The 15,897-nt window shown below is 57.8% G+C and carries 17 protein-coding genes and 1 pseudogene; 16 read left to right on the top strand and 2 right to left on the bottom strand.

What is annotated here, in order from left to right; all coding sequences use genetic code 11:
* Positions 1-28: 28 nt before the first annotated feature.
* From AC13QE_RS13430 to AC13QE_RS13405, 6 genes are read left to right on the top strand one after another with little or no spacing between them, the layout of a single operon-like run.
* Positions 29-853: a transporter substrate-binding domain-containing protein gene (locus AC13QE_RS13430; protein WP_488484046.1), complete on the top strand. Its 825-nt coding sequence runs from the start codon at positions 29-31 to the stop codon at positions 851-853.
* A 19-nt stretch (positions 854-872) separates the two neighbouring features.
* A complete protein-coding gene (locus AC13QE_RS13425; protein ID WP_112398945.1) occupies positions 873-1,634 on the top strand; it encodes an amino acid ABC transporter ATP-binding protein in 762 nt (253 codons plus the stop codon).
* Between the two features lie 12 nt (positions 1,635-1,646).
* Positions 1,647-2,507: a shikimate dehydrogenase gene (locus AC13QE_RS13420; RefSeq protein WP_488484045.1), complete on the top strand. Its 861-nt coding sequence runs from the start codon at positions 1,647-1,649 to the stop codon at positions 2,505-2,507.
* A 15-nt stretch (positions 2,508-2,522) separates the two neighbouring features.
* Positions 2,523-2,891, top strand: coding sequence for a 5-carboxymethyl-2-hydroxymuconate Delta-isomerase (locus tag AC13QE_RS13415; protein ID WP_488484044.1), 369 nt, complete (start codon positions 2,523-2,525; stop codon positions 2,889-2,891).
* Between the two features lie 30 nt (positions 2,892-2,921).
* The gene (gene aroQ, locus AC13QE_RS13410) at positions 2,922-3,371 is read left to right on the top strand and encodes a type II 3-dehydroquinate dehydratase (protein ID WP_112335959.1); all 450 of its coding nucleotides are present in this window, start codon (positions 2,922-2,924) and stop codon (positions 3,369-3,371) included.
* Between the two features lie 5 nt (positions 3,372-3,376).
* On the top strand, positions 3,377-4,411 hold the full coding sequence (locus AC13QE_RS13405) for a Gfo/Idh/MocA family protein (RefSeq protein ID WP_488484043.1): 1,035 nt from the start codon (positions 3,377-3,379) through the stop codon (positions 4,409-4,411).
* Positions 4,412-4,486: 75 nt separating this feature from the next.
* Here the strand turns inward: AC13QE_RS13405 and AC13QE_RS13400 are convergent.
* Positions 4,487-4,611 (bottom strand): annotated as a pseudogene (locus AC13QE_RS13400) (amino acid ABC transporter substrate-binding protein); the annotation flags it as partial.
* A gap of 187 nt (positions 4,612-4,798) precedes the next feature.
* On the opposite strand from AC13QE_RS13400, the gene AC13QE_RS13395 reads away from it, so the two are divergent.
* The 9 genes from AC13QE_RS13395 (at position 4,799) to AC13QE_RS13355 (ending at position 13,594) form a co-directional block, all read left to right on the top strand.
* Entirely contained in the window at positions 4,799-5,962 is a 1,164-nt protein-coding gene (locus AC13QE_RS13395; protein WP_488484042.1) for a GGDEF domain-containing protein, read from the top strand.
* 160 nt (positions 5,963-6,122) lie between these two features.
* A complete protein-coding gene (locus AC13QE_RS13390; protein ID WP_132719096.1) occupies positions 6,123-6,866 on the top strand; it encodes a FadR/GntR family transcriptional regulator in 744 nt (247 codons plus the stop codon).
* A gap of 169 nt (positions 6,867-7,035) precedes the next feature.
* The gene (locus AC13QE_RS13385; protein ID WP_112335954.1) at positions 7,036-8,103 is read left to right on the top strand and encodes a sn-glycerol-3-phosphate ABC transporter ATP-binding protein UgpC; all 1,068 of its coding nucleotides are present in this window, start codon (positions 7,036-7,038) and stop codon (positions 8,101-8,103) included.
* Between the two features lie 154 nt (positions 8,104-8,257).
* Positions 8,258-9,574 (top strand): ABC transporter substrate-binding protein, encoded by a 1,317-nt coding sequence (locus AC13QE_RS13380; RefSeq protein ID WP_488484041.1) that lies wholly within the window; start codon positions 8,258-8,260, stop codon positions 9,572-9,574.
* Between the two features lie 65 nt (positions 9,575-9,639).
* The gene (locus AC13QE_RS13375) at positions 9,640-10,575 is read left to right on the top strand and encodes a carbohydrate ABC transporter permease (protein WP_041678257.1); all 936 of its coding nucleotides are present in this window, start codon (positions 9,640-9,642) and stop codon (positions 10,573-10,575) included.
* 15 nt (positions 10,576-10,590) lie between these two features.
* The gene (locus AC13QE_RS13370) at positions 10,591-11,490 is read left to right on the top strand and encodes a carbohydrate ABC transporter permease (protein ID WP_488484040.1); all 900 of its coding nucleotides are present in this window, start codon (positions 10,591-10,593) and stop codon (positions 11,488-11,490) included.
* Between the two features lie 274 nt (positions 11,491-11,764).
* Positions 11,765-12,760, top strand: coding sequence for an aldo/keto reductase (locus tag AC13QE_RS13365; protein WP_488484039.1), 996 nt, complete (start codon positions 11,765-11,767; stop codon positions 12,758-12,760).
* Positions 12,761-12,846: 86 nt separating this feature from the next.
* Positions 12,847-13,035: a hypothetical protein gene (locus AC13QE_RS13360; protein WP_488484038.1), complete on the top strand. Its 189-nt coding sequence runs from the start codon at positions 12,847-12,849 to the stop codon at positions 13,033-13,035.
* A gap of 103 nt (positions 13,036-13,138) precedes the next feature.
* Positions 13,139-13,594, top strand: coding sequence for a hypothetical protein (locus tag AC13QE_RS13355; protein ID WP_488484037.1), 456 nt, complete (start codon positions 13,139-13,141; stop codon positions 13,592-13,594).
* A 225-nt stretch (positions 13,595-13,819) separates the two neighbouring features.
* Here the strand turns inward: AC13QE_RS13355 and AC13QE_RS13350 are convergent, their stop codons facing one another.
* Positions 13,820-14,668 carry an alpha/beta fold hydrolase gene (locus AC13QE_RS13350; RefSeq protein ID WP_488484036.1) on the bottom strand — a complete coding sequence of 283 codons (849 nt, stop codon included), beginning with the start codon at positions 14,666-14,668 and terminating at the stop codon, positions 13,820-13,822.
* Positions 14,669-14,822: 154 nt separating this feature from the next.
* On the opposite strand from AC13QE_RS13350, the gene AC13QE_RS13345 reads away from it, so the two are divergent.
* A complete protein-coding gene (locus AC13QE_RS13345; protein ID WP_488484035.1) occupies positions 14,823-15,734 on the top strand; it encodes a LysR family transcriptional regulator in 912 nt (303 codons plus the stop codon).
* Positions 15,735-15,897 lie beyond the last annotated feature (163 nt).

Genomic DNA, 15,897 nt, shown 5'->3' with positions numbered 1-15,897 from the left:
GTAAACAGCACAAGAGGAGGAAAGTGCAATGAATACCAATCGTCGGAAATTTCTCGGCCTAGCGCTGGCGACCGCTACCTTCGCCGCCATTGGCGCTGCGGCAGCCACCGCGGCATCTGTTGAGGAGATCAAGTCGAAGGGAACACTCGTCGTGGGCATTCAAGGCGACAATGCGCCTTGGGGCTTTGTGAACTCGAGCGGCAAACAGGACGGCTTCGACGCCGATGTGGCGACGCTGTTCGCCAAGGAGCTCGGCGTGAAAGTCCAGTTCCAACCGCTCGCGGTAGCGAACCGTATCCCCGCGCTGACGACCGGCAAAGTCGATATTCTCTTCGCAACGATGGCAATGACGGAAGAGCGCGCCAAGGCAATCCAGTACAGCAAACCTTATGCGGCCAACACGATTTCGCTTTATGCCGCCAAAGCCGACGCCGTGAAATCACCGGCCGATGTGGCTGGTTGGGAAATAGGCGTGCCGAAGTCCAGCTCGCAGGACAAGGCCGTAACCGACGCGGTCGGATCGAAGGCCACCATCCGCCGCTTCGACGATGACGCGGCCACTATCCAGGCCCTGATTTCCGGACAGGTAAAGGCAGTGGGTGGCAATCAGTTCTACGGGCAGAGGCTCGATGCAGCCAGTGCCGGCACGTATGAACGAAAGATCGACTTCCTGACGACTTACAACGGCGTGGGAACGCGGCTCGGCGAGAAGGACTGGAATGAGACCGTCAACGCCTTCCTCGACAAGATCAAGGGCAATGGCGAACTCGCAGCCATCACCAAGAAGTGGATGGCAATCGATCTTCCCAAGTTCCCTGAATCCATCCCCAACATCCCGTTTACGGTCAAGTAAAGCATAAATGGAGGGCGCCGTGCTCAATTCCCCCAACGATCAGTCGACCTTGATATCCCTTGATAAAGTGGAGAAATGGTACGGCGCCTTCCATGCCCTGAAGAACATCAATCTGTCGGTTCGCAAGGGAGAGAAGATCGTTCTTTGCGGACCGTCCGGTTCCGGCAAGTCCACCCTGATCCGCTGTATCAACGCTCTTGAACTGATCCAGGGCGGCAAGATCGTGGTGGAAGGTCAACTTCTGGACGGCACCGCCAAGGCGGTCGACGCCATTCGACGTGAAGTCGGAATGGTTTTCCAGAACTTCAATCTGTTCCCGCACATGACCGTTCTGCAAAACTGCGCGCTTGCACCCATGAGAGTGCGGGGCGCAAGCCGTGCCGACGCAGAGAAGTTGGCACGAAAATATCTCGAGCGCGTCCGTATCCTCGATCAGGCGGAAAAGTATCCGGCACAACTCAGCGGCGGACAGCAGCAGCGCGTCGCCATCGCGCGTGCCCTGTGCATGGAGCCGAAAGCGATGCTTTTCGACGAGCCCACATCCGCCTTGGATCCCGAAATGGTCAAAGAGGTTCTCGACACCATGATCGGCCTCGCAAGAGACGGCATGACCATGATCTGCGTGACCCATGAAATGGGCTTCGCCCGGCAAGTCGCTGACAGGGTCATTTTCATGGCTTCCGGAGAGATCATCGAGGAGGCGGAGCCCGAAACCTTCTTCAAGAACCCCACGCATGAACGGACGAAGGCATTTCTCGGCGAAATCCTTGCGCATCACTGATCGGGCAGAGACATGGACAACAACAAATTTCTGGTCGGCCTCATCGGCGCCGACATCCAGATGTCAAAGTCGCCGGCGCTCCATAGAACGGAAGGGCGCCACCTGGGGCTTGATTACGAGTACGAGCTCGTGGACCTGACGGAGCGCGGATTGCCTGCTTCCGCGCTGCCAGATCTCTTGAGCGAACTGGAAAGCCGCGGCTTTGCCGGAACCAACATCACCCATCCATGCAAACAGACCGTGCTGCCTCACCTGACCCGCCTGTCCGAGGACGCTAAGATGCTTGGGGCCGTAAACACGGTCGTGCTTCGCAACGGCGAGCGGATCGGACACAACACCGACTGGTATGGCTTCTACAAGAATTTCGAGCGCGGCTTGCCCGACGTCGCGAAGGCTCATGCTGTTCTGCTCGGCGCTGGTGGTGCTGGGGTGGCCGTTGCGCACGCTGCCGTGAAACTCGGCATAGAAAGACTCTCGATCTTTGATCAGGACGAGCGCCGCGCCTCCACGCTCGCCGACCAGCTCAACGAGAGATTTTCAGGAGAGGTTGCGAGGTCGGTCCGGGACGTCGGTGCTGCGCTCGCCACCGCGAATGGCTTGATCCACGCCACGCCGACCGGTATGCCAAGCCATCCGGGGCTCCCGATAGATCCCGATTGGATACAGCATCATCACTGGGTGGCGGATATTGTCTATATGCCCTTGGTGACCGAGCTCCTTGCGTTGGCAAAGCAGAAGGGGTGCCGAACGCTCCCAGGCGGAGGAATGACCGTGTTTCAGGCGGCCGCAGCTTTCGAGCTTTTCACAGGCCTGTCGCCCGATACTGAACGAATGTCGCGCCATTTCGACGAGCTATGCAGGGTAACAGCCTGATCGGGGGACTACTCCATGCCGCATATTATCATCGACTACAGCCGAGGCGCAGCGAAACGCGTCGCCATCGAAGAGCTGACCCACGCTGTTCATCGCCGGGTCCGCGACGGAGGGCTGGTTAAGCCAACCGTGGTGCGCACCTTCGCTAGAGAAGCCACCGTCTCCTGCGTCGGGGACGAGCATCCCGACAACCACTTTGTACAGATAATTGTACGCATGGCCCCAGGCCGTCCTGCGGAGGTCAAACGAGAGCTGCTGAAATCGGTGCTCGAAGCTGCGCGTGCCGTCGCGGCTTCCGCACTGGAAACCGGCCGGCTCGGGCTTCGTGCAGATCTCTACGAATCCGACCCAAATTTCGCATTTCAGGACATAGCGTTCGCTTGATCAAGGCAACGCCCAACAAGGATAAATGCAATGAGCATCATCTACGTTCTCAACGGCCCAAACCTAAACCTCCTCGGCAAGCGCCAACCACATATCTACGGGCACGAGACATTGGCTGACGTCGAGGCGGACTGCCGAAAGTTGGCGTCGGAACTGGGGCACGAGATCCGTTTCCATCAAAGCAATCGCGAATACGAGATCATCGACTGGATCCACCAGGCACGCGAGGACGGCGCCGGCATTGTCATCAACCCGGCCGCGTTCACGCACACTTCGCTCGCTATCCTCGATGCACTGAATACCTTCGAGGGCCCCGTCATCGAGATCCACATCTCCAACGTTCACAAGCGCGAGAGCTTTCGCCACCATTCCTTCGTGTCCCACCGGGCCGACGGCGTCATCGCTGGTCTCGGCACCGAAGGCTATCAACTCGGCATCCGCAGAGTTGCGACCATGCTCAAGACTGCGAAGAAGGACTGATAGCGATGGCGACCCGGGTCAAGCTGGCAGTCCTTGGGGCGGGGCTGATCGGCAAGCGTCATATCAAGCACGTGATGGAAGAGCCCGCGGCAGAGCTGATGGCAGTTGTGGATCCCACGCCAGTCGGCCAGGCGATCGCGAGTGAGGCTGGTGTCAGATGGTTCCCCAGTTTTGCCGACATGATGATTTCCGAGCGCCCCGACGGAGTGATCATCGCGACGCCGAACCAGGTGCATGTTCAAAATGGGTTGGAAGCGGTGGAGGCGGGCGTCCCGGCGCTGATCGAAAAGCCGATCGCGGACGATATCGCTGCCGGCGAGAAGCTTGTGCAAATGGCTGAGGCCAAAGGCGTGGCGCTGCTGACGGGACATCACCGCCGGCATAATCCGATGATGCAGAAAGCGAAGGAGATCATCGACAGCGGGACGCTCGGTCGGATCCTGATCGTGAATGCGATGTTCTGGCTGTTCAAGCCGGACGAATACTTTGACATCCCCTGGCGGCGAGAGCGTGGAGCGGGGCCGGTCTTCCTCAACCTAATTCACGATATCGACAACCTCCGTTTCCTTTGCGGCGATATAAACGCGGTACAGGCGCGTGAATCCAACGCTGTGCGAGGCAATGCCGTCGAGGAAACCGCTGTTATCCTCATCGAGTTCAAAAGCGGTGTTCTCGGTACTGCTTCCGTGTCCGATTCCGTTGTCGCGCCATGGAGTTGGGAGATGACGACGGGAGAAAATCCCGCTTATCCGAAAACTCGGGAGATTTGCTACATGATCGGCGGAACACACGGATCTCTGGCCGTGCCGTCGCTGGAAATATGGAGCAATGCCGAGAAGCGAAGCTGGACCGAGGCATTTGAGCGCGACAGGGCCGCATTCGAAAACGAGGACCCGCTTGTCATGCAGATCCGTCAGTTCTGCAGCGTCATCCGGGGCGAGGAAGCTCCTTTAGTCAGCGGCCGGGAAGGCTTGGAGACATTGAAAGTCATTGAGGCCGTCAAACGGTCGGCCGCGATGGGAGGACGCATCGTCCTCTAGCCAGCAGTGAAGGCAAGCGGCGAGAAAACGCATAGCTGTTCCATAATAGCTCCTCGCCGCAAAAGGCGTGTAAGTGAGATAGCCATCAGGGAAATCGACCTTCTCTTGCCTGCCTCGGTCGCTCCGATCACAGCCACAGCGATGTCGAAGCGCCGATTAGCAACCGACGGCAGCGGGGCGGAAAATTCCTGGCCAGTGAACCTACGTCAGTTCATATGCGATCGCCCCGCCTAACCGACGAGGGCCGACGCGAGATCGCGCGTCACATCAATTGTAATTCCAGAAAGCCCTCAGAATTAGAACAAAATTCCATTCCTCTTGGGATATTCGCAAAAAATTCAAGAATACTGGATATTGCGGTGCTGACGAATGACCCCTTGGTGTTGAATGACCAACGAACTTGATCTTCCGACTGTCCTCTTCTTGCAGAAAACGTCCTATATTGCTGGCGCTTTGACTTTAGGTTATTTGCGGCTCACCTCGGCGGAAAGCCGTGGGGTCGGGCTTCTCGCAGCGAGCTTTATAGTGCTTGCGGCGGGATCGACACTGGCGGGGTATGCAGAGCTTTATCCAGCACTTTACGGCCTTCTAAGTCTCGTCAATATCGTGCTTGCGGTTTTGGGGTATTGCCTTCTTGCCTTGGCCTTTGTCCTGATCAGCGATCCCGATCGTAAAATCAACCCATGGCTTGTATTCCTGCCAGCAATCGGAACTTTGGCGGCTGGATTGATCACAGCATTCCATCTGACTAACACCTACCGGGCGACAACTTTCACGGTTCTCGGTTGTTTGACGATGGCTGCCACTGCTGTTGTCGTGTTTCGGGATGCATATCGTGAGCCGCTGCCGATCCGCAGGTGGATTGTAGGACTGCTTGCCGCCGCCAGTCTGCTTTCGTTAATTATGGCGCTGGAATTCTCCTCCAGGTCCTTTCCTGTGCTCGATGTGGCTAACGGCTTCCTACTAATGATCATTTCCAAGTTCGTGCTTGCGATTGCAATCGTGATCTTCATCAGCGAGCGTCAGCATGCCAAGATTAAAAACCTTGCTGACCGCGATCACCTCACAGGCCTCTACAATCGTCGCTTTTTTAACGCAAACGCGCCTAGCCAGCCACATCCGGGAGACGCGGTTCTTTTTCTGGATATAGATCATTTCAAGCAATTGAACGATCGCTGGGGGCATGCAGCGGGCGACGAGGTTCTTTCAACGATGGCGCAGGCGATGCAGTCAACCTTACCGAAAGGGGCGTTGCTAGCGCGCCAAGGGGGAGAAGAGTTTATCGTCTTCCTTCCGGCAAAGGCGGGGGACGCGTTATTTTACGCGGAGCGAATCCGCAAGACCGTGGCCGAACTCCGCTTTCCTACACTTGATCCCGAGATTACGGTGACGATAAGTGGCGGGGTTGCAAGAGCTTTCCACGGGACTGAACTTGCGAGCCTTTGTCGGGAGGCTGACCGAGCACTGTATCTGGCGAAAGCTGCGGGACGAAATCGCATATGCGACGCTGACCTCGACGCAGTTCCGCAAAACCGCCTGCGATTGGCTTAACGCAAGACCGAGGCGGCAGCGCTTTTTGATCGGGTTAATTGTGGAATCAAGACCTAGCCCATCGTACCGTTGGTTGCGGCAACGAAATTGTCTTGACGGATTTCCTCAACGATCTTTAATTAACTGATCTGCTGGACCAACCAGTGGACCGGGGGGCGCTATGGACGAAAGTCCGATCTTGACAGAGGTGCCGAATATCGCGCGGAGTCTCGCCCGCCGAACGGCGCGTGATGTCATCGCCGAGAAGCTGATGGTCCTGATCGCCACCAACATGTTGCGACCGGGCGACGAGCTGCCGGGCGAGCGTGAATTGGCCAACGTTCTTCATGTCAGCCGCGAAACGGTGCGTGGCGCTATTCAGGCGCTCGCCGCTCAGGGCATTATCGAAGTTTCGCATGGCAGCCGCAGCCGCGTCTGTGAGGTCGATCTCAGCCATATTACGGTGACGATCGCCTCTCCCAATGCAATCGACGGCTATGATCTGGAATCCGTCCACGCTGCCCGTCTTCATATCGAACTCAAGGTCGTCCGCGACGCCGCCGAGCGCATCGATGACGTCACCCTGGCAAAGCTGCAGGCGCTCTTGGAGGCCCAGCGTCTCGGGGGCGACGATGCGATGCGTTTCCTGATCTGCGACCGCGAATTCCACGTGGCCATCTATCGGGCCTGCGGAAATCCGCTCCTCGCCGCCTTCGTCACCGATTTATACACTTACATGATGAATTACCGCCGCCACGCCATGGCTAAGCCGGGTGCCGTCGAGGCGAGCTACAGCGATCATCTGGCGATTTTTGAGGCGCTCACTCGCCATGACCAAGATGCCGTCGTCGCGGCGTTCGAGCATCATCTGACGCGTATTTACGACACGACCAAGGTTCAACTGGCAAGCGGCAATTCGGTCTGATCTGGCCAGTATGAGGAGATATGGCTGAGATGCACGTGAGAGAGATAAAGATGCCGGTTGGCGGCGGGGGATAGGACATCGAAGTCGGATTAATGCATTCTGGCGGTTCGTGCCTCGGAGGAGGGCTGATCGCAAATCAGGCAGGTAAAAGGTTCTGGGAGGGACTTTTATGGCAGGTGTCGAGTTTGTCGATGTCAGGAAATCATTCGGGGCGTTCCCGGTTATCAAGGGTGTGAATATCGATATTGCGGACGGGGAATTCGTAATCCTCGTCGGACCGTCCGGATGCGGAAAGTCCACGCTTCTCAGAATGCTCGCCGGGCTCGAGAATATTTCCGCCGGCGAGATCCGTATCGGCAATCGCGTGGTCAATGGAATGGCCCCGGGCGACCGCGACATAGCCATGGTGTTTCAGAATTATGCGCTCTATCCGCATATGTCGGTGGCCCAGAACATGGCTTTCTCGCTGATGCTCAAACGCGCGCCGAAAGCGGACATGGATCAGCGTGTCAAGAAGGCGGCGGAAATCCTGGGTCTGACCAAACTTCTCGACCGCTATCCCCGCCAGCTTTCCGGCGGTCAGCGCCAGCGTGTCGCCATGGGCCGCGCGATCGTGCGCGATCCCCAGGTCTTCCTCTTCGACGAACCACTTTCCAATCTTGACGCCAAGCTCCGGGTCGCCATGCGCGCCGAAATCAAGGAGCTTCACCAACGTCTCGGCACCACGACCGTCTACGTCACGCATGATCAGATCGAGGCCATGACGATGGCCGACAAGATCGTCGTCATGCATGACGGCGTCGTGGAGCAGGTGGGAAAGCCGCTGGATCTCTACGACACGCCTGCCAATCTTTTCGTCGCGGGCTTCATTGGTTCGCCGGCGATGAACATGATCAAAGGCCGCCTCGATACGGAGAGCGATGGTCGGTTCATCGCGTCGGACGGAACTGTCCTGCCCATCGCAAATCCGCCCGCTGGCGCCAGGGCGCGCGACCTCGTCTATGGGTTGCGTCCGGAATACATCACGCTCGACCCCGAGGGGCTTCCCGCGGAAATCATCGTGATCGAACCGACGGGCTATGAAACGCAGATGACGGTTCGGTTTGGCGGCAGCGATGTCAACTGCATCTTCCGGGAGAGGATCAATGCCAAGCCCGGCGATACGCTGCGCATTTCCATCGATGTGCCGCATGTCCATCTCTTCGACGCCGAAAGCGGTCAGAGATTGACGATTTGATGCCGCTTCGGCGCGGAGCCGGAAGAAGAGGAGTCTTCCTGCTCACCCATCGATGCGGAAGCATTCGGCCGGTTCGAATGCGATAGTCGTCGTTCACCAAACGGGAAGGTGGGCGCCGGGGGAATTTGCTCCCGTTTTTCAAAGGAGGAGTATCATGCCATTCAAGAGACGTGACTTTCTAGCCGCATCGGCGGCGGCCGCCGCCGGTATCGCCGGCCTCGCGCCGCTCGGAATACGCCCATCTTTCGCCCAAGCCGAACCCGGCTACACGCCCGAAAAGGGCGCAAGTCTCCGGCTGCTTCGCTGGACACCCTTCGTCAAGGGAGACGAGGATGCCTGGCTTGCCAATACCAAGAAGTTCACCGAGGCGACGGGTGTCGAGGTTCGTGTTGACAAGGAAAGCTGGGAAGACATCCGACCGAAGGCCGCCGTCGCCGCCAATGTCGGTTCCGGGCCTGACATGGTGATGTGCTGGTTCGACGATGCTCATCAGTATCCTGACAAACTCGTCGACCTGACGGAGCTCGCCACCTATCTCGGCAATAAATACGGCGGCTGGTATGACGGCGTGCGCGGTTATGCAACCCGCGGCGACAAGTTCATCGCCATGCCGCTGACGGCGATCGGCAACGCCGTCGTTTATCGCGACAGCCATGTAAAGGCCGCCGGTTTCAGCGAATTCCCCAAGGATACCGCGGGGTTCCTTGAGCTTTGCAAGGCCATGAAGGCGAAAGGCACGCCCGCCGGCTTCCCGCATGGCAAGGCGGTCGGTGACGGCAACAATTACGCCCATTGGCTGCTTTGGAGTCATGGCGGCAAGATGGTGGATGAAAGCGGCAAGGTGACCATCAACAGCCCTGAAACGCTGGCGGCCATCCACTATGCGCAAGCCCTTTATGCAACCTTCATCCCCGGCACGGAAAGCTGGCAGGACATCAACAACAACCGGGCCTTCCTTGCCGGGCAGGTATCGCTGATCGCAAACGGCGTTTCCGTCTACTATGCCGCTAAAAAAGACCCTAAGCTTGCCGAAATCGCGGCCGATATCAGAACCACAAACTTCCCGATCGGCCCGGTCGGCAAGAGTGTCGAACTGCACCAGACGAGCTCGCTGGTCCTGTTCAGCCATACCAAATATCCGGAAGCAGCCAAGGCCTATATCAAGTTCATGATGGAAGGCGACCAGATGAACGCCTGGATCCAAGGATCGAGCGCCTATTGCTGCCAACCGTTGAAGGCCTTTGCCAACAATCCTGTTTGGACCGCCGATCCCGTCCACGCACCCTATGCACGCGCCTCGGAAACGCTGCGCCCGAACGGCTATGCCGGTCCACTGGGCTATGCTTCGGCAGGTGTGATGGCCGATTACGTGCTCGTCGACATGTTCGCGGCTGCCGTAACCGGCCAGATGACGCCGGAGGATGCGATGAAAGAGGCTGAGCGGCGCGCAAACCGTTATTACAAGGTTTGATCCCCCAGAAGATCTGCAGCATGCCGGCGCCGGCATGCTGCGACCGTTCATCAGGAGATAATGCCATGTCGACCGTGACATCCGGCGATACGACGCGCGGCCCAATCAGATCGCTCATGCAGAACAACAATATGCTCGGCTTTCTCTTCATGTTGCCGGCAGCCATCTTTCTGGTTTGCTTTCTCACCTACCCACTGGGACTTGGGGTCTGGCTTGGCTTCACGGACACGCGGATCGGACGCGCCGGCAGTTTCATCGGCTTGGAGAATTATCAATATCTGGCCAATGATTCCGTCTTCTGGCTGTCGGTCTTCAATACCTTGCTCTACACTTTCGTAGCTTCCGTCCTGAAATTCGTGCTGGGCCTTTGGTTGGCGCTGCTTCTCAATCAGCACCTCCCGTTCAAATCCTTCTTCCGGGCAATCGTGCTCCTGCCCTGGGTCGTGCCGACGGTACTTTCGGGATTGGCATTCTGGTGGATCTACGACTCCCAGTTTTCCATTATCTCGTGGTCCCTGATGAAAATTGGCCTGATCCATAGTCCGATCAATTTCCTCGGCGATCCGACCAATGCACGGATCTCGGTGATCATCGCCAATGTCTGGCGCGGCATTCCCTTCGTCGCGATCTCGCTGCTTGCCGGCCTGCAGACGATTCCCGCTTCGCTGCAGGAGGCGGCGTCCCTTGATGGCGCCACAAGCTGGCAGCGTTTCCGGTATGTAACGCTGCCGATGTTGACGCCGATCATCGCCGTCGTGATGACGTTCTCCGTGCTGTTCACATTCACGGATTTCCAGTTGATCTATGTGCTGACCAAGGGCGGGCCGGTCAACGCGACGCATCTGATGGCGACACTTTCTTTTCAGCGCGGCATTCCGGGCGGTCAGCTCGGCGAAGGTGCGGCAATCGCTGTGGCAATGATCCCCTTCCTGCTTGCCGCCATCATGTTCAGCTTCTTCGGTCTGCAGCGCCGCAAATGGCAGCAGGGCGGACAGGACTGAGATCGGGAGAATGTCATGACCATAAAAACCGAAACGGCGAATGCCGTTCTGACCGACGACATCCAAGGCATGGGCTATCTGAACCGCCTGCCTCGCCGTATCGTCATGCTCTATCTGCCGATGGCGGTCTTTGTCTTCGTTCTTCTGTTTCCCTTCTACTGGATGGCCATAACGGCGATCAAGCCGAACGCACAGTTGACCGACTACAATAACTACAGCCCCTTCTGGGTCGTGCAGCCGACGCTCGATCACATCAAGTACCTGTTCTTTGAGACCTCCTATCCAGGCTGGCTCTGGAATACGATATTGGTGGCGGTGGGATCGACGGCGCTGTCGCTGCTGGCGTCAATTTTTGGCGCCTACGCAATCGAGCGCGTGCGCTTTACCGGCTCCCGTTCGATCGGGCTGCTGATTTTTCTGGCCTACCTCGTTCCGCCTTCGATCCTATTCATCCCCTTGGCTTTCATCGTCTTCAAGCTGGGAATTTACGATTCCAGACTTGCTCTCATCTTCACCTATCCAACCTTCCTCATTCCATTCTGCACTTGGCTGCTGATGGGCTATTTCAGGTCGATACCCTTTGAGCTGGAAGAAAGCGCACTGGTCGATGGCGCCAGCCGCTGGCAGATCCTTGTCAAAATTATTCTGCCGTTGGCGGTACCCGGGCTGATCTCGGCCGGTATCTTCGCCTTTACGCTGTCCTGGAACGAGTTCATCTATGCGCTCACTTTCATTCAATCGTCGGAAAACAAAACGATCCCGGTCGGTGTTCTGACGGAGTTGGTTCGCGGCGATGTTTTCGAGTGGGGGTCGCTCATGGCAGGTGCATTATTCGGTTCACTGCCGGTCGTCATCCTCTACTCTTTCTTCGTCGACTACTACGTTTCGTCGATGACCGGTGCCGTGAAGGAATGACGAATACCGCCACGGCGGATCGCTGATGCAGCGGTCCGCTTCCTCGGGGCTTTCTGGCTTCAGGCCATCGCTCCGATATCGTTGCCAGACAAGGTGAAGGCTTCGTTCGACATAACCATTAAACACCGGCGGTCTGTCTTGGTTGTGTCGCCCCTCGGACCGATCGAGCCAAATGCTTTTCATGAATGAAAAACACCCTGCAGATTTGGCTGTTTATCACTCGGGGATCTCTGCCTATGTCTGCTTGCAACGGTGGATGATCGTGGAGGGTGACATGCTGACCAAAGCCGATAGGGCGACCACAATAACGCTCTGGAATGACCGGGAAATCCCACGCCTTGGCATGGGATGCTGGGCAATCGGTGGACCATTTTACGCTGGCGACGTGCCTCTCGGCTGGGGCGAAGTCGATGACGATGAATCGATCCGCGCTATCGACCGGGCGGTGGATCTCGGCATTCGCTTCTTCGACACTGCTTCGAATTACGGGGCCGGGCATTCTGAAGAGGTGGTCGGCAGAGCGCTCGGCAATCGCGACGATGTCATCATCGCCACCAAATTCGGCTTCGCGACGGACGAGAAGACCAAGCAGGCGACAGGCGCTTTCTCCGATCCCGCCTTTATCCGGCGGTCCGCCGAGACATCCTTGCGCCGTCTGCGCCGCGATCGTCTGGATCTGCTGCAGTTCCATCTCAACGATTTTCCGCTTGAAGCGTCTGACGAGGTATTTGAGACACTCGAAACGCTCAAGGCTGAAGGCAAGATTGACGCGTTCGGCTGGAGCACTGACCACCCGGATCGTGCGGCACGTCATGTGCATCGCGGAGGGTTCGTCTCGGTTCAACATACGATGAACGTCTTCGAGCCGGTTCCGGCGATGATCGATGTCATCGAGCGCAACGGCTTGATTTCCATCAATCGCGGTCCGCTTGCCATGGGGCTTCTTAGCGGCAAGTTCACGCCTGACAAGGCTATCGGCGAGAAGGATGTGCGCGGTGCAAGCCTTGACTGGATGGTCTACTTCAAAGACGGCAGGATCGCGCCTGAATTTGCTGCTCGCTTAGAGGCGGTCCGCAATCTGCTGACCGAGGACGGACGCACGCTTACGCAGGGTGCGCTTGCCTGGTTATGGGCGCGTTCGCCCCGCACGCTGCCAATTCCCGGCTTCCGTACGGTTGCCCAAGTCGAGGAAAACGCCGGTGCTCTGGCAAAGGGATCGTTGCGAGCAGATGTGATGGCGGCGATCGATCAAGCGTTGGCCGGCTTGTAGAGCGGTCCATACATATGCCGAGAGGCGGATCGTCGGTATCACATATTCCCAAAAACTCGTCCTTCGCCATCCGGCGGCTGAGCCGGTTGGCAATGGTCAGTGGCGAGAAGATCACGCCTGTCGCTCTCCTTTTAAAGTCATGGGGCGTCCCGCTCGTCCTCGCCAGTGCGAGCGATCCGGCCGAACTTGCCCGGCATGATGTTTTCGCCAAGGTGCCCAATCTCGGGAAACCCACCGATATGAAGCGTCTTGTGGAGGTCGTTCGATCGCTTTGAAGCCCTGCTGGGACCGCCATAGTCATCGCTCTGTGCACATGATCGGGTGCCGCCCAATGGAACCGACGACAGCGCGGGAAGTTTCCCCTTGAAGGAGACTGCCATGACCGAGAAAAAGAAGATCGTTGAAGTGAAGGTGAGGACGGACAAGGGCGAAGCGGTGCCGATGGGCATCATGAACGCCAGCCAGGCGACCAAACTTTCGGATGATCTTGATGTCGTGGTCTCTCCCTCGGATGGCGGCCCAGGTACTGGCGACCGTGAAGCGTTAAAACCCGTGGTCGGTCACGACGCTGCAAATCGTGTATTTCCTTCACCAACCACTAACATAGAGGCTGATCGCGCCAAGGAAGCACAGACTGCCGTGCGCGATGCTTTGGACAGTCTGGTCGCATCGGCGAATGAAGCGGGCTGGAGCACGCGCGAAATTGTTGTCGCGATCCTCGAGGCAGGACGGTTCCTCGAGAAAGCCAGCGCCGCCGATCCTGATCCCGCCGAAGATCCGGCCATCAGCGATGTTGTACGCGAGCAGATCGGTCATGGCGAACAATATGATTAGGCGGCCGGCTAACGATCGCCTGTGAATCCCGAACTATGTTTGCGAACCGACATTTCTTAGTCCGACAGAGGCTGGTCTATGGGTTGGAGGTAATGTGAGGCGCTGGGTTGTCCTGGGTCGGCGACCGAAGTTGTAGGCGACAACGAAGTCGGCGAGATGCTGATCTGGACAAGCGCCGCCTGCATGGATTCCGCAGACGATGCTTGTCTCGGTTCTGCCAGGACCTCAGTCGGATTTTTGGTTGAGAAACGCCACCACCTCTTCGCTGAAGGCTTGCGCAAACTCGATATTAGAGAAGTGCACAGACGGAAAGGTTTTCAGCTTTGCTCCGGGGATCGTGGTGGCGATTGCTTCACCCATGGCATGCGATGTCACAGTGTCGAACTCGCCGGCGATTACGAGCGTCGGGCTCTGGATGAGGGCGCTCGTGCGGCGCATGTCGGCATCGCGTACGGCGGCAAATAGGCCGGCAAGGCCTTGGCGCGATATGTTCAGCAACATCTCTCGAAACTGGCGAATAACCGGTCCGTTCGCCGCAATCATCGCTTTCGGAAACCAGTTGCCGAGGAAGGTCTCCGCGGCTTCCCTCATGTCCGGCGCGGCGAGTGTTGCGGCTATCGACCTGTCGAAGGTTTCGGCGGGGCCGAGGTAGGAAGAGGTATTGCTGAGGATCAGGCGGTCGATCCGTTCCGGTGCGTGAATGGCAAGCCATTGGCCGACCCAGCCGCCGAGGGACAGGCCAAGAAAATGCGCTCTCTCAATCCCGAGCCAGTCCATCAGCTCCAGCACGTCGCGGCCGAGCCTTCCGTCGGAATAGGCGCCAGCCGGCACGTCCGAGCCGCCATGACCGCGGTAATCATAGCGGATGACCTGAAAGTGCTCGGCGAATTTGGGAATCTGGAGATCCCACATCTGCAGAGTGGTTGCAATGGAATTGGCAAGGATTAATGCCGGGCGGTCGTCTCGCCCATCGATCCTGTAGGCGATCCGGACGCCATCGCCGGTGGTGAAGAACGACAGGGCGGCCGGGTCTTCGGAATTGAGCGTGGCGAGTTCCGCGGAATTATTCGTCATCGATATGGTCCTTCTCTTGTTGTTGGCACCTGCCGCATCGCCGCAGAACCTGGTTCCGGAAAGCGGGGCGGGGTCGAGAACAGTCCGACGCTAATTCTCTCTTCCTTCCAAAAAAATTGAAAAGATTGGAAAGTCATTGTAAATAGAATCTACAATGCAGCCATTCACGCTCCAGGAAATCCAATGTTTCGATGCGGTGGTCCGCGAAGGCGGCTTTCAAGCGGCAGCCTCCGTGTTGAACCGGTCGCATACGGCCGTGTTTGCAGCGATCGCCAAGCTTGAGGCCAATCTCGGCGTCGTCCTCCTCGATCGTACCGGCTATCGCGTCGATCTCACCGAAGCGGGTCGCTCCTTTCATCGCAAGGCGCAGGCCCTGCTCGGCGAAATGGAAGCGCTAAGGGTGCATGCCCGTCAGCTCACGATGGGAGAGGAGACGCATCTGCGCGTGATCCTTGGCGACACCTGCCCGTTGCATGATGGCCTGCAATTGCTGGGCGGCTTCTTCGCCGGCTGTGCGAATACGCGGCTCGATCTGCATTTCGAGACGATCGGTGGACCATCCGAGCGGCTTTTCGAAGACGAAGCCGACCTGATCCTCCATTGGATCGATAAATCCGATCCGCGGCTCGAATGGATCGATCTTGGTGCGATCTCCTTCGTGCCGGTGGTAGCTCCCGGCTTCCTGCCATTCGCACCCTCGCGATCGATCACTCCCGAACAAATGCGTGGGCTGACCCAATGTATCATCCGAGACACGGCGCGCGATATTGCAAAACCCAGTTTCTACGTGGTCGAGGGGGCACCGCAATGCACGGTTGCCGATCACGCGATGAAGAAGGAGATCGTCCTTCGCGGCATGGCATGGGGGCATCTGCCCCGCTTCATGATCGAGGAGGAGTTGCGTGACGGACGTCTGCTCTCCATCACGGGACAGCATTTCCCGGGCATGGATATCGACCTTGTGGCGGCACGCCGCCGCGACCGCCCGCACGGACCCGTCGCCAACCGACTCTGGCACTACATCCAAACGCATTCCCGATTTGCGGATAAGGCACTTTACGCCTAGAGGCGCCACCTGGGCGCGCGAGTTCTATTTTCATCAACTGCAGATTATCCCATCATCATGATCGGCAGCCGAAATAACTGGGCCATAATGGCCTCGACTTCATCGCCGAGATAAGCAAAATGAGCAGGATATGGCCCTCAATCGGGAGCTTTGCGGCTGGCCC

This window comes from Martinezella sp. CNPSo 3957 (assembly GCF_057784395.1).
Note: the sequence above shows the minus strand (reverse complement) of the source record. Positions and strands in the feature narration are given on the sequence as shown.

Excerpts from the sequence above, each read along its gene's own strand:
- AC13QE_RS13420 (WP_488484045.1), top strand. The coding sequence starts at position 1,647 with ATGGACAACAACAAATTTCTGGTCGGCCTCATCGGCGCCGACATCCAG.
- AC13QE_RS13345 (WP_488484035.1), top strand. The coding sequence starts at position 14,823 with ATGCAGCCATTCACGCTCCAGGAAATCCAATGTTTCGATGCGGTGGTC.
- aroQ (WP_112335959.1), top strand. The coding sequence starts at position 2,922 with ATGAGCATCATCTACGTTCTCAACGGCCCAAACCTAAACCTCCTCGGC.
- AC13QE_RS13415 (WP_488484044.1), top strand. The coding sequence starts at position 2,523 with ATGCCGCATATTATCATCGACTACAGCCGAGGCGCAGCGAAACGCGTC.
- AC13QE_RS13350 (WP_488484036.1), bottom strand. The coding sequence starts at position 14,668 with ATGACGAATAATTCCGCGGAACTCGCCACGCTCAATTCCGAAGACCCG.
- AC13QE_RS13370 (WP_488484040.1), top strand. The coding sequence starts at position 10,591 with ATGACCATAAAAACCGAAACGGCGAATGCCGTTCTGACCGACGACATC.
- AC13QE_RS13405 (WP_488484043.1), top strand. The coding sequence starts at position 3,377 with ATGGCGACCCGGGTCAAGCTGGCAGTCCTTGGGGCGGGGCTGATCGGC.
- AC13QE_RS13365 (WP_488484039.1), top strand. The coding sequence starts at position 11,765 with ATGCTGACCAAAGCCGATAGGGCGACCACAATAACGCTCTGGAATGAC.
- AC13QE_RS13390 (WP_132719096.1), top strand. The coding sequence starts at position 6,123 with ATGGACGAAAGTCCGATCTTGACAGAGGTGCCGAATATCGCGCGGAGT.
- AC13QE_RS13430 (WP_488484046.1), top strand. The coding sequence starts at position 29 with ATGAATACCAATCGTCGGAAATTTCTCGGCCTAGCGCTGGCGACCGCT.
- AC13QE_RS13355 (WP_488484037.1), top strand. The coding sequence starts at position 13,139 with ATGACCGAGAAAAAGAAGATCGTTGAAGTGAAGGTGAGGACGGACAAG.
- AC13QE_RS13375 (WP_041678257.1), top strand. The coding sequence starts at position 9,640 with ATGTCGACCGTGACATCCGGCGATACGACGCGCGGCCCAATCAGATCG.
- AC13QE_RS13380 (WP_488484041.1), top strand. The coding sequence starts at position 8,258 with ATGCCATTCAAGAGACGTGACTTTCTAGCCGCATCGGCGGCGGCCGCC.
- AC13QE_RS13395 (WP_488484042.1), top strand. The coding sequence starts at position 4,799 with ATGACCAACGAACTTGATCTTCCGACTGTCCTCTTCTTGCAGAAAACG.
- AC13QE_RS13385 (WP_112335954.1), top strand. The coding sequence starts at position 7,036 with ATGGCAGGTGTCGAGTTTGTCGATGTCAGGAAATCATTCGGGGCGTTC.